Origin of the sequence: Bacillus safensis FO-36b, assembly GCF_000691165.1 — a bacterium.
GTDB classification, from domain to species: Bacteria; Bacillota; Bacilli; order Bacillales; family Bacillaceae; genus Bacillus; species Bacillus safensis.
In genome coordinates, this window is the sequence record NZ_ASJD01000002.1 from 635853 (window position 1) to 650893 (window position 15041).

Annotated in this window: 12 protein-coding genes; 8 read left to right on the plus strand and 4 right to left on the minus strand. The window is 43.0% G+C overall.

Going from position 1 to position 15041, the window contains the following annotated elements; translation table 11 throughout:
- Positions 1 to 240 precede the first annotated feature (240 nt).
- Positions 241 to 1917 carry a hypothetical protein gene (locus tag BA81_RS07645; protein ID WP_034281398.1) on the plus strand — a complete coding sequence of 559 codons (1677 nt, stop codon included), beginning with the start codon at positions 241 to 243 and terminating at the stop codon, positions 1915 to 1917.
- 15 nt (positions 1918 to 1932) lie between these two features.
- On the opposite strand, the gene BA81_RS07650 is transcribed toward BA81_RS07645, so the two are convergent.
- On the minus strand, positions 1933 to 2832 hold the full coding sequence (locus tag BA81_RS07650; RefSeq protein ID WP_034281399.1) for a LysR family transcriptional regulator: 900 nt from the start codon (positions 2830 to 2832) through the stop codon (positions 1933 to 1935).
- A 172-nt stretch (positions 2833 to 3004) separates the two neighbouring features.
- Here BA81_RS07650 and BA81_RS07655 point away from each other — a divergent pair, with 172 nt between their 5' ends.
- From BA81_RS07655 to BA81_RS07685, 7 genes are all read left to right on the plus strand, one after another.
- Positions 3005 to 4000, plus strand: coding sequence for a LacI family DNA-binding transcriptional regulator (locus tag BA81_RS07655; RefSeq protein ID WP_034281400.1), 996 nt, complete (start codon positions 3005 to 3007; stop codon positions 3998 to 4000).
- A gap of 172 nt (positions 4001 to 4172) precedes the next feature.
- Positions 4173 to 5438 carry a galactooligosaccharide ABC transporter substrate-binding protein GanS gene (gene ganS, locus BA81_RS07660; RefSeq protein WP_034281401.1) on the plus strand — a complete coding sequence of 422 codons (1266 nt, stop codon included), beginning with the start codon at positions 4173 to 4175 and terminating at the stop codon, positions 5436 to 5438.
- A 146-nt stretch (positions 5439 to 5584) separates the two neighbouring features.
- On the plus strand, positions 5585 to 6823 hold the full coding sequence (locus BA81_RS07665; RefSeq protein ID WP_034281402.1) for a carbohydrate ABC transporter permease: 1239 nt from the start codon (positions 5585 to 5587) through the stop codon (positions 6821 to 6823).
- Between the two features lies 1 nt (position 6824).
- A complete protein-coding gene (locus tag BA81_RS07670; protein ID WP_024423962.1) occupies positions 6825 to 7667 on the plus strand; it encodes a sugar ABC transporter permease in 843 nt (280 codons plus the stop codon).
- Positions 7668 to 7678: 11 nt separating this feature from the next.
- Complete coding sequence (locus BA81_RS07675) at positions 7679 to 8887, plus strand: glycoside hydrolase family 53 protein (RefSeq protein ID WP_034281403.1); 1209 nt, start codon at positions 7679 to 7681, stop codon at positions 8885 to 8887.
- 23 nt (positions 8888 to 8910) lie between these two features.
- Positions 8911 to 10977 (plus strand): beta-galactosidase, encoded by a 2067-nt coding sequence (locus BA81_RS07680; protein ID WP_034281404.1) that lies wholly within the window; start codon positions 8911 to 8913, stop codon positions 10975 to 10977.
- Positions 10978 to 11260: 283 nt separating this feature from the next.
- Complete coding sequence (locus tag BA81_RS07685) at positions 11261 to 12589, plus strand: CitMHS family transporter (protein WP_034281405.1); 1329 nt, start codon at positions 11261 to 11263, stop codon at positions 12587 to 12589.
- A gap of 41 nt (positions 12590 to 12630) precedes the next feature.
- Here the strand turns inward: BA81_RS07685 and BA81_RS07690 are convergent, their stop codons facing one another.
- From BA81_RS07690 to BA81_RS07700, 3 genes are read right to left on the minus strand one after another with little or no spacing between them, the layout of a single operon-like run.
- Complete coding sequence (locus BA81_RS07690) at positions 12631 to 13059, minus strand: DUF4064 domain-containing protein (RefSeq protein ID WP_034281406.1); 429 nt, start codon at positions 13057 to 13059, stop codon at positions 12631 to 12633.
- 24 nt (positions 13060 to 13083) lie between these two features.
- Positions 13084 to 14034, minus strand: a complete 951-nt coding sequence (locus tag BA81_RS07695) for an ABC transporter permease (protein ID WP_034281407.1) — start codon at positions 14032 to 14034, stop codon at positions 13084 to 13086.
- Entirely contained in the window at positions 14031 to 14960 is a 930-nt protein-coding gene (locus tag BA81_RS07700) for an ABC transporter ATP-binding protein (protein ID WP_034281408.1), read from the minus strand. The genes BA81_RS07695 and BA81_RS07700 overlap by 4 nt, the downstream gene beginning before the upstream one ends.
- Between the last annotated feature and the right edge of the window lie 81 nt (positions 14961 to 15041).

Consider the following 15041-nt stretch of genomic DNA (forward strand, 5'->3'; position numbering starts at 1 on the left):
AGTAATGAATAAAAAGAATATACACTCCTCGGAGATAAAAATTAATGTTTACGTCCACAAAATATTCACTAAAATCTAATCATCTAGCGCAAGGACAATATCATTTAACCTACCGAAATATTAAAAGGCCCTTTTCAACTCATTTTTTCATAAAATCGAATTGGTATGATTCTTCTGAATCTTTTCCCCCTCACACTCGTATATACTAAAAGAGTGATTGATTTGAAAGGAGATCTGTTTGTGGGATATATTTTGTTATTTTCGGTTGTGATCGGTCTTGTCTTGACCCTTTTGCTCACACCGCTCAGGTTGATCGTTAGAAAGAAAGGGACAAAGCAGCAGGTGCCGCTCATGTGGATTGCTGGTCTTGCTTTGCTGTTCATGATCGGTATTTTTGTTTTCTATTACATCACCAATTTAGACCGGAACCCTTCATCTCTATGGCTGATTGGACTTGTTGTGACAGCAGCAGGAGCCTTTTTGTCGGTTGGATTGGAGCGTAAAATCAAAGGCGTGCTGTTTCTTATTCTATTGCTGCTCGGTGTTTACATGGCGACAGCTTTTCTATTCAATGCGAATGAGAAATTCGATGTCTCCAAAATGGAGCAAAAAGTAGAAATCAAAGCGTTTGATGAGACAGAAACACCTGCGAGTGTGCCGCCTCAATTTGCCCGGAACAAAATGAAGAAATCGTTCGGACAGGTGCCAAACACAAGCTACTATGAGCTTGGCAGCTTGCAAATTCAGAAGGTCAACGGTGAGTATGTATACATCGCTCCAGTGGAGTTCTCGGACTTCTTTAAATGGATTCGTGCAGGCAGCACGCCGGGTTACTTCACATTAAGTGCGACCGACTCCTCTGCTAATCCAAAGTTCGTGAAAACGGAGATGGTCTATACGCCTTCCTCCTATTTCAACAAAGAAATTGAGCGGCATATCCGTCTCCAGTACCCAGATTTGATTTTCTACGGCGGTACACAGCTGGAAATCAATGATGACGGCAAGCCTTATTACATTCAAACGTATGGCGATTTCATCTCTGCCCGAAACGGCTTTAAAGCTTCCGGTGTCGTCGTTGTTGATGCCAAAACGGGTGCAACGAAGAAATATGCTCTAGATCAAGTACCTGCCTTTATCGACGGTGCTGTTTCACCAGAGGCGGTCAGTCTGCAAAACAGCTATTTCGGAAACTATATTCACGGGTTCTGGAATAGTATGTTTGGAAAGTCAGATGTAAAACTGCCTTCAGATGAAGGAACGGAAGCCAATGTGAGCCCGGTATTTGATTCAAAAGGAGATATGTATTACTTCACAGATTTCACAAGTCCGAAAGAGGGCGTTGATTCCATGCTCGGATATGCCCTGACCAATGCCCGAACAGGAAAAGCGACTTATTATACCGGAAATCTTGAAGAATCCTATATGGATTCTCAGGGCGCTCTGCAAATTATTGAGAAACGATTCATCGAGAAGAAATGGAAAGGGCGCATGCCGATTCTCTATAATTTCTATGGAGAAGCCAGCTGGCTCACACCGGTTCTCGATTCAAATGGATTCCTGCAAAACTACTTTATCGTTTCTGCAGCCAATCCTGAAATCGCCGCGTATGCTTCTACACCAAACGAAGCACTGAGAGCCTATAAGACAGCTCTTCAAAAAGGCGGCGGTACCGTTAACAGTTCCTCTAAGCAGGAAAAGAAAGAAGCGGAAGGGAAGGTCAAACGAGTCTACAAAGAAAAGACCGGTGATTATACAACCGTCACCTTCCTGCTAGACGATGGAAAAAGCTACACTATGTCATCTGAAAAGGAACCTCTCGTCATTTATTTAAAAGAGGGCGATCAGGTCACCATGAAATATACAGATACAGGTGAGATCTTCCTTCCAGTCGATGAAATCAAAATTAAAGGGTTATAAAAAAAGACGTTTCTCCTACTGAGGAGAAGCGTCCTTTTTCTCTTTCCTTAACAATTCAACGAGCAATTCCTTATTTTTATTTCCCCCGGTCATCGGTGACTCGACATAGGAGAACTTTCGTTTGAAATCCATGCCTCTCACAGAAATAACAGCCAATTCACCGCCAATGCTGCCTCGCTGGAGGACATATTTAGATAAAACAGAAAGACCCATTCCATGGATCACAGCTTCTTTAATCGCTTGATTGCTGCTAAAGGTCACAAAGGTTCGTGCTTTCAGTCCATTTGATTTCAGGACATGCTGTAAATATTCTCCTGTCCCTGATCCCTCTTCTCTCGTAATCCATGTTTCGTTCTGTAATTGATCAATGGTAACATCTTTTTTCTTGGCAAAAGGATGATCTAATGGCGCCACAATATACAGCTCGTCCTCTAGAAAAGTTTCTACAGAAAGCTCTTTGTCATTGGTCTGTCCTTCGATCAAACCGATGTCGACATGGAATAAACGGACATGTCTGGCGATCGCCTCTGTATTATCAATGACCACCTCAATATCAACATGCGGATAGAGTTGATGAAATTCTGCTAATATTTGCGGCAGCACATACTCACCAATTGTGAAACTCGCCCCGATGGTCAGCTTTCCTCTTGCCAAATGATGATGCTCATAAATGTCCTGCTTCGCCTGTTCATAGAGACGAATGATTTGTTTTGATCGATGGTACAGCATATCCCCAGTTGGTGTAACGGTTAATTGCTTTGGTGAACGATTCAGCAGAACGGTCTGGAATTCCTGCTCCAAGTTCTTAATATGAAGACTGACACTCGGCTGAGAAATTCGCAGCTTTTGGGCTGCTTTTGTAAAATTCTTCTCCTCCACCACTGTCACAAATGTCTTCAGTGCATCGTAATACATCGGTCCCTCTCCTATCAGAAATCTTAATCCAACACCTTACCTATATATATCTTACTAATTCCTTCCCAGCACGTAAAGAACCGCCTCAACGAAAACAATTTAATAAAAATATTTACTAATTTTTTTAAAGACTCTATACTAAGAGGAGATATTTTCTATAGGAGGTGCTGATTTGGCAGCTAAAATAAAGGACATTGCAGAAAAAGCAGGCTTATCCATTGCAACGGTATCTCGCGTACTGAACCAAGATCCCAACCTATCTGTCACCGATCAAACACGCGAAAAAGTATATGCCGCCGCAGAAGCTTTGTCCTACCAAAAGAAGACATTCAAACATTCATTAAAAAAAATCGCCTTTCTCTATTGGATGACCGAAAAGGAAGAGCTTGAAGATATTTATTTTAAATCCATTCGACTCGGCATTGAGGAACTCACCAATACTCGGAGCTTAAATGTCACCGCTTACAATCCGTCTGATGGGCTTCATTCCATTGATTCTGCTACAGAAGGAATCATCGCCATCGGCCGCTTTAAAACGTCAGAGCTTGACCAATTATATGCGATCACTCCGCATATTGTCTTTATTGATACAACGCCAGATGAAGACCGTTTTGATTCTGTAAAGCCGAACCTGAAACGAATTGTTGAAAAGATCATCGATTCCTTTATCGAAAAAGAGCACCAATCCATTGGATTCATTGGCGGTACAGACCTTGATCTCAATACGAACGTGCACATTCCAGATATTCGTGAAACGACTTTCCGTGAATACATGATAACCCGCCATATGCTTGATGAGCGATTGGTCTATATCGGCCACCATTTCTCAGTAGATGAAGGCTACTCGCTGATGATGAAGGCGATCGACGAGCTTGGTGATGATCTGCCCACCGCTTTTTGTGTCGCTAGTGACCCTCTTGCCATCGGCTGCTTACAAGCATTAAATGAGCGCGGATTTTCTCTGCCGAATCGCGTCAGCGTCTTTAGTATCAACGATATTCATGTGTCTCAATATGTGTCGCCGCCGCTCACCACGTATCACATCCATACGTCATTACTTTGTGAGACAGCGATCGATTTACTTTTAGAAAGACTTGTGGACGGCAGAACATTGCCTAAGACTGTTCTGATTGCCTCAGAGCCTGTCTTTCGAAAAAGCACCATATAAACAAACTGGAAGTCCTGCCAAAGTGGAGGGCTTCTTTTCTCTCTATATGAGAAAAAAATTTTACTTAATAAATTTAATAAAATATGTTTACTTTTTTTACTTAAGTTGATATTCTCACATTGAGAAAGCGTTTTCTTATCATCTGTGAAAAAAGAACGAGAGGGGATTACCAATGAAAAAGGGAAAATGGGCGACATTATCAGCAGTCGTTGGTACTGCTGTGCTTCTGCTTTCAGCATGCGGGCCAGGAGATGACAATTCAAGCGGGACACAGCCAGCATCTACAGGTACAAAGACCTTGCTAGTATGGGAGGATGTCAAAAAGTCTGATGGGATTCAAGACGCTGTAAAAGAATTTGAAAAACAAAACGATGTGAAAATCAAAGTGGTCGAAAAAGCGTATGCCGACCAAATCGAAGCTCTCCGCCTTGATGGAGCAGCTGGGACAGGCCCAGACGTCATCACGATGCCTCACGATCAAATTGGATCAGCCGTCACTGAGGGGCTGTTACAGGAAATCAAGCCTGATCAAAAAGTGATCGATTCCTTTACAGACGAATCCATTCAATCACAAACGGTAGACGGCAAGCTGTATGGCCTTCCTAAATCCGTTGAAACGACAGTGCTTTTCTATAATAAAGACCTTGTCAAAAAGGCACCAACTACACTTGATGGCTGGTATGACCTTTCGAAAAAGCTGACAAAAGACGGGAAATACGGTTTTGTAGCGAAATGGGATGAAATTTACTATGCACAAAGTGTGTTAGGCGGGTCAGGGGGCTATATTTTCAAGCAGAAAAGCGATGGCTCCTATGATGTCAATGATATTGGTCTTAATAACGATGGCGCCATCGAAGGCGGAGCATACATTCAAAAATTCTTTAGCGAAGGACTTTTCCCGAAAGGCATCATTGGTGAACAAGGAATCAATGTCCTCAACTCCTTATTCACAGAGAAAAAGGCAGCAGCTGTCATTTCTGGTCCATGGTCATTTGGTCCATATAAAGAAGCTGGAATTGACTATGGCGTAACAGAGCTGCCAACATTCCCTAACGGAAAGCATATGAGCTCATTCTTAGGTGTAAAGAGCTACAACGTCTCCTCTTATTCTAAAAATAAAGAACTTGCTAAGAAATTTGTTGAGTTTATCACGAATGAAAAAAATTCGAAGAAGCGATTCGAAGTGACAGAGGAAATTCCACCAGTGAAAAAGCTGATGAAAGATCCAATTATTACTGGAAACGCCAATGCGGATGCTGTTTCAAAACAAACGAAATATGCCACGCTGACACCGAATACCCCTGAAATGGCAGAGGTGTGGAAGCCGATTGACAGCGCATTAGGTCTCATTGCAACCGGCCGGACAGATGTGAAAAAGGCATTTGATGATGCCGTCAATCAAATCGACTCTCAAATTAAAGCAAACCATTCTAAATAATCATCAAACACGGGTAGCCTTTAAGTCTATCAAGCTGCCCGTATTTGAGCTAATTTCATATGAAGTAGGTGTTAGACGTGACGGGTAACCTTGAACTAGACCGCACACACATAGTGGAATCAAAGACACACCGGAGACGGGCGCTAATGTTCTCTCTTATACCCGGGATGGGGCAGATTTACAATAAGCAGTACGGCAAAGGGGCACTTTTTTTCCTGTTCGGTGTTTCTTTTTTCATCGTATTTTATGATTTATTCAATATTGGCTTCTGGGGGCTGTTCACACTTGGTACGATGCTGCCTCGTGACAACTCTGTTTTTCTTTTGGCGAAAGGGATTATTGCGCTGTTAACAGCTGGTTTTGGTATCGGCTTTTACGTACTCATGATGCGTGATGCTTTTATGAACGGAAAGAAACGTGATCAAGGGGTTCCGCTCCATTCCATCCGAGCTCAATATCATCAGCTGATCGACCAAGGCTTTCCTTACTTAATGAGCACTCCTGCTTTCTTTTTACTTCTTTTTTCTGTTGTCTTTCCTATTATGTTCAGCTTTGCGCTTGCCTTTACGAACTACGATTTATACCACTCGCCTCCTGCCAATCTGATCGATTGGGTAGGGATCAAGAACTTTCAAAATATCTTTTCAATTGATATTTGGAGAGACACTTTCATTGATGTACTTGGCTGGACCGTCGTATGGACGCTCGTTGCTTCGACCCTTCAATGTGCTGTCGGCATCTTTCTAGCGGTTCTGCTCAATCAGAAGGATTTAAAAGGAAAACGGTTTTTTAGAACCATTTTGATTCTCCCTTGGGCTGTTCCGGGTTTTGTGACCATTTTGGTGTTTGCCGGACTGTTCAACGATACATTTGGAGCCATTAACAACACACTTTTTGCATCGATTGGAATTGATCCAAAACCATGGCTGACAGATCCATTTTGGAGCAAAATTGCCCTCATTGCGATGCAGACTTGGCTTGGGTTTCCTTTTGTTTTCATTATGACAACCGGTGTTCTGCAAGCGATTCCAGAGGATCTATACGAAGCTGCGACCATTGATGGGGCAAACTTCTTTCAGAAATTCCGGTCCATCACGTTACCGCTTGTCCTTTATTCCATTGCGCCTATATTAATCACGCAATATACGTTTAACTTTAACAACTTTAATATCATCTACTTATTTAATGGCGGAGGACCGCCTGTCGCTGGCTCAACTGCTGGGGGAACGGACATCTTGGTTTCTTGGATTTACAAACTCACGATGCAGTCTTCTCAATATGCACTTGCTGCCGCTGTCACGATTTTACTTTCAATCTTTGTCATCGCCATTGCACTCTGGCAGTTTAAGAGAACGAATTCATTCAAAGAGGAGGACATGATGTGATATGGGATCAAAACAAAACAAGCTCATTCGCTTGAGCATCACTTATTTTATCCTTTTCATTGCCTCCATTTGTATTCTATATCCACTGCTTTGGACAATCGGTGCTTCCTTTAACCCTGGGAACAGCCTCATGAGTACAAGCATGTTTCCTAAGAATCCAACGTTCAGCCACTTCACCGAGCTGTTCTTCGGTCAGGGGGCACTTTATGCAAAATGGTATTGGAACTCAATGAAGATCAGTATTGCCACAATGGTTTTAACGCTGGTTCTTGTCAGTTTTACAGGCTATGCCTTTTCCAGATTCCGCTTCAAAGGACGGAAAAATGGACTGATGCTCTTTTTGCTGCTGCAAATGATTCCTCAATTTTCAGCACTGATTGCGATTTTTGTTCTCGCTCAAATGCTTGGACTCATTAACAGCCACCTTGCCCTGATTTTGATTTATGCAGGTGGACAAATTCCGATGAATACGTATTTAATGAAAGGCTATCTTGATGCGATTCCAAAGGATCTCGATGAATCAGCCAGAATGGACGGCGCAGGGCATTTCCGGATTTTCATCCAAATTATTATGCCGCTCGCCAAGCCCATCTTAGCTGTTGTCGCAATCAACTCATTTACAGGACCACTGGGTGATTTCATCATCTCCAGTGTCATTGTCCGCTCACCCGAAATGTATACGCTCCCAATCGGTCTGTACAATCTTGTGTCAGATAAAATGGGTGCCAGCTACACGACCTTTGCAGCCGGGGCTTTACTCATTGCAATTCCAGTTGCTTTATTGTTTCTTGTTTTACAAAAACAATTTGTATCCGGCCTTACACAAGGCGGGACAAAAGGATAAGGGGAGATTTGATGAAGAAATGGTTGCTTGTCACTGTTGTCGTTTTCTTTCTGATGGGATTAGGTATTCTGCCTGAAGCAAGGGCCGATACGATTTCTGTGAAACCGATCAATGGCCTGCAAGGTGATTTCATCAAAGGAGCTGATATCTCCATGCTTGCAGAAGTGGAGAGAAGCGGCGGCAGATACTACGATCAGAACGGAAAGCAGGTTGACCCGCTCAAACTATTAAAAGATAAAGGTGTCAACTACGTGCGTATCAGACTGTGGAACCATCCATATGACAATCAAGGCCGAGCCTATAACGGCGGCACAAATGATCTCAATACAGCCATCGCTTTATCAAAACGTGCAAAAGCACAAAACATGAAAGTGCTGCTTGATTTTCACTACAGTGATTTCTGGACTGATCCGGGTAAACAATTCAAGCCGAAAGCGTGGGCGTCCCTCTCACAAAGCGATTTAGAAAAAGCGGTCGGCACATACACAGCTGATGTGCTCAAAGCGATGAGAGCGCAAAATGCCTTGCCGAATATGGTTCAGGTCGGGAATGAGTTGAACTCAGGTATGCTGTGGCCAAACGGAAAAAGCTGGGGTGAAGGCGGTGGTGAATTTGACCGGCTCGCTGCTCTGCTAAAAGCTGGCACAAATGCCGTCCGCTCTGTCGATTCAAACATCAAAATCATGCTTCACCTTGCACATGGCGGAGACAATGGTGCATCCCGCTGGTGGTTTGATGAAATCACAAAACGAGGCGTCTCCTTCGATACGATCGGTTTATCTTATTACCCGTATTGGGACGGCGGCTTTAGCGGTCTTACGTCCAATATGAATGATATTAGTGCCCGCTATAACAAAAACGTCATCGTGGTAGAAACTGCTTACGGCTTTACGACAGCAAACGGTGACAACCTAGATAACTCATTTAACCAAGACTCTGTCAATACAGCCGGCTATCCAGCCTCACCTCAAGGCCAGGCATCTTTTATACGAGATCTATCCGAAAAAATTTCACAAGTAAACAACAACCGCGGGAAGGGGTTCTTTTATTGGGAGCCGCTTTGGATTCCAGCGAAAGGTGCTCCGTGGTCTAGTCAATATGGGCTCGCTTATATCCAAACAACCGGGACTGTCGGAAATGCGTGGGAAAATCAAGCGATGTTCGATTTCAACGGAAAAGCACTGCCTTCTCTTGATGTATTTAAACAAATGACACCGTAACTAAAAGGATAGGACGTGACAAAATGGGAAAGCGTTACCCACTCGTTCACCCAAATGTGAAAGGCTTTTTGCATGGTGGCGATTACAATCCAGATCAATGGCTCCATATGCCAGAGATCATAGACGAAGATTTTCGATTAATGAAGCTTGCACACTGTCAAACATTCTCCATCAACATTTTCGCATGGAGTAAGCTAGAGCCAAAAGAAGGTCAGTATGACTTTGCATGGCTGGATGACATCATGGACCGCTTAGCAGCGCAGGGGGCACACGCCATTCTCGCAACGCCAAGCGGAGCAAGACCTGCTTGGCTGTCACAAACATACCCAGAAGTATTGCGCGTCGAAGCGAATCGTCAGCGTAACTTACATGGACTGCGCCATAATCATTGCTTTACCTCTCCTGTTTATCGAGAAAAAACGAACGCACTCAACCGGCTGCTGGCGGAACGCTACAAGGATCATCCCGCACTGATCATGTGGCACATTTCAAATGAGTACGGCGGCGAGTGTCATTGCGACCTGTGCCAGGAAGCATTTCGAGACTATTTGAAGGACAAATACAATCATGATCTTGAGGCTTTAAATCAAGCATGGTGGACAGGATTTTGGAGCCATACGTATAGTGATTGGTCACAAATCGAGTCACCTGCACCGCATGGGGAGCACATGATTCACGGCATGAACCTGGATTGGAAGCGCTTTGTCACAGCACAAACGATCAATTTTTATCAAAATGAAATTAAGCCGCTGCGGGAATTGACGCCTCATATCCCAGTAACCACGAACTTTATGGGCGACTATCCGCATATGCGTCCATTCCTTGGGCTGGATTATCATCAATTTGCAAAAGAGGTCGATGTGATCTCATGGGATAGCTATCCTGCTTGGCATAGCGGCAGAGAAACAACGGCCGAATTAGCATCAAACGTTGCCTTTGTACATGATTTGTATCGTTCCTTAAAGGACGGACAGCCGTTTCTCGTCATGGAGAGTACGCCTAGCCTTGTAAACTGGCATGAAGTGAACAAGGTCAAACATAAAGGCATGGCACACCTTTCTGCCATGCAGGCAATTGCCCACGGATCAGACTCCGTACTATATTTCCAATGGCGGCAAGGCCGAGGCGCCTCTGAGAAATTCCACGGTGCCGTTGTCGATCATTCTGGCCATGAACATACGCGTGTGTTTCAAGAGGTAGCTGATCTAGGGAAACAACTGGAGCAGCTGCAGCCAATTGCGGGCACGTCCGTTCAGCCAGAGGTCGCCATCATTTACGATTGGGAAAATCACTGGGCCATTGATGATGCGCAAGGCTTAAATAACACAAACAAACGCTATGTAGAGGCTTGTCAAACTCACTATCGAAGCTTTTGGAAAAAAGGCATCCCTGTTGACATTGTCGGAATGGAAAAAGATTTCTCATCCTATCGTGTGCTCATTGGGCCAATGCTCTACATGATCAAACCAGGCGTTGCAGAAAAAATTGAAGCCTTTGTCAAAGAGGGCGGCATTTTTATCGCGACTTACTGGAGCGGCATAGTCGACGAAAATGATCTCTGTTTCCTCGGCGGTTTTCCTGGTCCTCTCCGCCATGTACTTGGCATTTGGGCAGAGGAAATCAACACATTGATGCCTGATGAACATGTGTTAATGACCACAGGGAATGGACGCACCTATCATGTCGGACAATACTGCGAATCCATACACCCTGAGACGGCCTCTGTGCTAGGGCATTTTGAGAATGGCTGCTACGAAGGACAGCCGGCCCTGACTGTCCGTTCATTAAAAAGAGGGAAAGCATACTATATGGCCTCAGAAAATGAGCAGGCTTTTTATGATGAATTTTACGAAGACCTTATCGCAGGTATTGGCATACAGCCCGTCCTATCCACTGCAATTCCAGAAGGAGTCAGTGTACAAAAACGAACAGACGGTACGCAGGACTATGTGTTTTTGATGAATTTCACAGAAGAGCAGCAGAACATATCACTAGATTCAGAGGCAAGTTATGAGAATATGCTGACTGGACAGCAAGTGTCTGAGCAGCTTCAACTTGATCCTTACGAGTATGTCATCTTGAAAAAATAGTTGAAAGAAGCGTCCATTTATTGGGCGCTTTTTGATTTAATAAGTCTAAATACCCATATTAATCATTGTGAACTTTAATCGTTATTTTTATCTAAATTTTTTTACAATATTTGATGCCGCGACACGACTGGTCCCTCCATCCTTTTTTACCATTGTATAGGTATGAAAGCGGTTGCTTCATACTCATAAATTTGATAACCTTTTTTTTCAATGCAGCTGTGGGAATGCATTGGATGAAAAGTATAGACAAATGTAAACGGTTTATTTGTAGGGGGAGGGGCTTATGTTAACGTTTGTTGGATTGATGATTATTTTAACGATTGTTGTGCTGCTGATTTGGGGGAAAGCAAGTCCAATTGTCGCCATGGTCATGGTGCCATTAATAGGGGCACTCATTGCGGGATTTGGGATCAATGACATTCAAACCTTCTTCGAGGAAGGGATTATCAAAGTATTGCCGGTGGCGACCATGTTTATCTTCGCCATTTTATTTTTTGGTATTTTGCAAGATACAGGGTTCTTTGAACCTGTAATTAAAACTTTAATCAAGCTGACAAAAGGAAATGTTGTCACAGTTGCAATGGGAACTGCTTTGATTGGGGTGATTGCACACTTAGACGGCGCAGGGGCTACGACCTTTTTATTAACTGTACCTGCACTGCTTCCGCTTTATAAAAAATTACATATGAGTCCTTATTTACTGCTGTTATTAATCGGGACGAGTGCTGGATTAACCAATATGATTCCATGGGCTGGACCGACTGGACGGGCAGCAAGTGTCCTGAATATGGACCCCTCTGAGCTTTGGGTGCCACTCATACCAATTCAGCTCATTGGCGTTGTGCTCGTGTTAGGAATGGCATTCATTTTAGGAAAAAGGGAAGAAAAACGAATTCGGGTGAAAATTGCTGCAAATGAAATAGCTGCTGTTCAACTAGAAGGCGCTGATTGGGATCGAGCCATTCAATCTATTAGTGAAACTGGAGATGCCACTTTAAAGCGTTATCATCTCATTTGGGTGAACCTTGTTCTGTTTTTGTGTGTTGTGGTACTTCTCGTATTGAACGTGATGCCTGCTAGTTTTATGTTTATGATTGGCCTGTCACTTGCACTGTTGATTAACTTTCCGAATGTGAATCTACAAATGGAAAGGATCAAGGCCCACGCACCTAGTGCGCTGATGATGGCGGCTGTCATTTTCTCCGCAGGGTCATTTTTAGGAATTCTTGAAGGCACAGGGATGCTAAAAGCCATTGCAGTGGACAGTATTCACATTTTACCAGCCTTCTTGCTGCCGTTTTTACATATTATTGTCGGTATGCTTGGAGTACCGCTTGATATGCTGACAAGTACAGATGCCTATTATTACGCCCTTCTGCCAATTGTTGAATCCATTACATCTGAAGTTGGCGTACCAGGTACTTCTGCGGCATATGCCATGATGATTGGGAACATCATCGGAACCTTTGTCAGCCCGCTTGCTCCCGCTGTTTGGCTCGCCGTAGGTCTTGCAGGGGTTGATATGGGGAAACACATCCGCTACTCCTTCTTTTGGATGTGGGGATTCAGTATTATCCTTCTGTTTGTGGCGATGCTGATTGGCATCATTTAAAAAGAAAGACATGCGCAGATATGCGCATGTCTTTTCTTTCATTATGAAGGATATTCACTTGTGTGAATGTCTGAATTCGGCTTTCTAATAAGAGACATTAATCCAATGATAAACAATAGAACCATTGGAGCGAATGCAAGGCCAACTGTTCCAATTAAAAGAGTCACAGCAGAAACCAAGAAAAGAATACCTGAAAGCACGGCACGACGGTCAGTTTTCAAGAAAATCACACCTACAATCGACAGCACAGCCGCAATTGCGGAAACGACCATAAACTGAGTACCAAATGCATTGACAGAAGCTTGAAGTGTTTCAATCGGCAATGTTTCCCCTTCCTCTTTTAACACTTCATTGATTTCATCATAAAATGATGGACCCACAGAAAGGATTAATGCCCCAAACCCGACACCAATGGCATTGAGGACAATACTAATAATCCCCATAATTTTTTCACCTTTACGTTTAATCATATGTAAACCTCCTAAAAAGTTAAATTAACCTGTTTTCACTTCTCGCTTTTGAAAGACGATTAAGGCAATGGCTAAGAAAATAGCCCAATAGATGACTAGGACAGTTAGTGAGAATCCTAGGGACATACCTTCGATAACAGTAACCTGTTCCATAAAGTATTGGGATGGATCGTTTGCAAATAACAGATATTTTGACCAATCAAAGAAGAGCATTAAAATACCTGTGACTGATCCACCCACAATATACGCTAACACACTAATGGCAATGGAGATAGCCTCACTTCTAAACACTGTAGAAATGGCGAACGAAAGGGTTCCCAAAACGACAAACATTGCACAATGAGCGAGATAATAATAGACCATATTGGCAAACTGTGAACGTTCAATCACTTCACCATTTTGATACACCAAATTCACATAATCAGTGTTAAGTCCAAAGAAAATAGCACCCAATATGAATGACAAGATAAATAGCACCACAACAAGTAAAAGAGCATACAGCTGCACCGTAATATATTTAGATATTAGGATCTTTAGCCTTGATGGTGGACGAATCAATAATAATTTAATTGTACCATGCTTGTATTCAGCCGATACAATGGTGGAAGCAATAATGATCACAAACACACCGACTAGTTGAAGTAAATTGGCGTTTGTTTTCACATAGTCCCATACACTGTCGCTAAACTGATCAGCCGGCGGCAAGTTATGCTTGATTCGATAATCATTAATAGTGATCTCTTTTTCAAGCTCTCTTTTAAAGAAACCATTCTCTGTCTCTTTGAGCTCCTTCTTGTTTTCCTTATTCATCATTTCTAGCTGAGTTTTCCAATCACCTGAAGCTTGATCTTTGTCATTTGTTTTCACTACAAAGATCAGCGTGGCAACCATACCTAATACAAGAAGCCCAACCATAATCCAAGTTCCAACACGATAACTGATTTTCATCCACTCGTTTTGAATGAGGCGAATCATACGTCTGCCTCCTTTTTACCTGTTAAGCTTAAGAACTTATCTTCTAAGGTTTGTTTTTCAATTTTGATCTCGTACAAATGAATAGACGCGCTGCTCAAATGACGGATTAATTCTGGCATTTTTTGTTCTGGCATAGAGAAAAATAAGTACTGCTCCTCTTCTCTTACAGTGACGCCTTCCTCAAATGCACCAATGAGCTTCTGTGCTTCTTCAAGCTCCCCTGCTGCCACCTTCATTCGATAATTAACCAAATCATCCTGCTTCGTCTCAGCACGCTGATCCTCAATCGCAATCAGCTTTCCTGTTTGGATAATTGCAAAGCGATCACACATCAATTCCATCTCTGACATGAGGTGACTTGAAACAATTACAGCCAGCCCTTCTTCCTTCGCAAGCCTTCTCAAGTAATCTCGTATCATTCGAATTCCCTCAGGATCAAGTCCATTGGTCGGCTCATCTAAGATTAGCAGTTTCGGTCTATGTATGAGTGCCTGCGCAATGCCCAATCGCTGTTTCATCCCTAATGAAAATGTACGCACACGTTTATGTTTCACATGCTGTAAGCTGACTAGCTCTAACAGCTCATCAATTCGCGCTTCATCCACTTTCCCATTCATTCTGGCAAAGTGAACAAGATTTTGTCTTGCCGTTAAATGATTATACATTTCTGGATTTTCAATAATCGCACCGACATGTTGGATAGCATGCTGATAGGAGGTTTGAATACTATGACCATTAATCAGAATGTCACCAGATGTAATGGGAGAAAGACCGACCATCATACGAATGGTTGTTGTTTTCCCTGCACCATTTGGTCCTAAGAAGCCAAAGACTTCGCCCGCTTGGACAGAAAAGCTCAAGTCTTGAACAATCTTTTTCCCGTGAATATGCCTAGATACATTATGCAGTTCTAAAACGTTCGTCACGTTACCTCTCCTTCTGTGTCTAAGTATCATCTATCATTCTATTTCCTGATAAACTCCATGATCCGTCAAAAATAGAAGAAC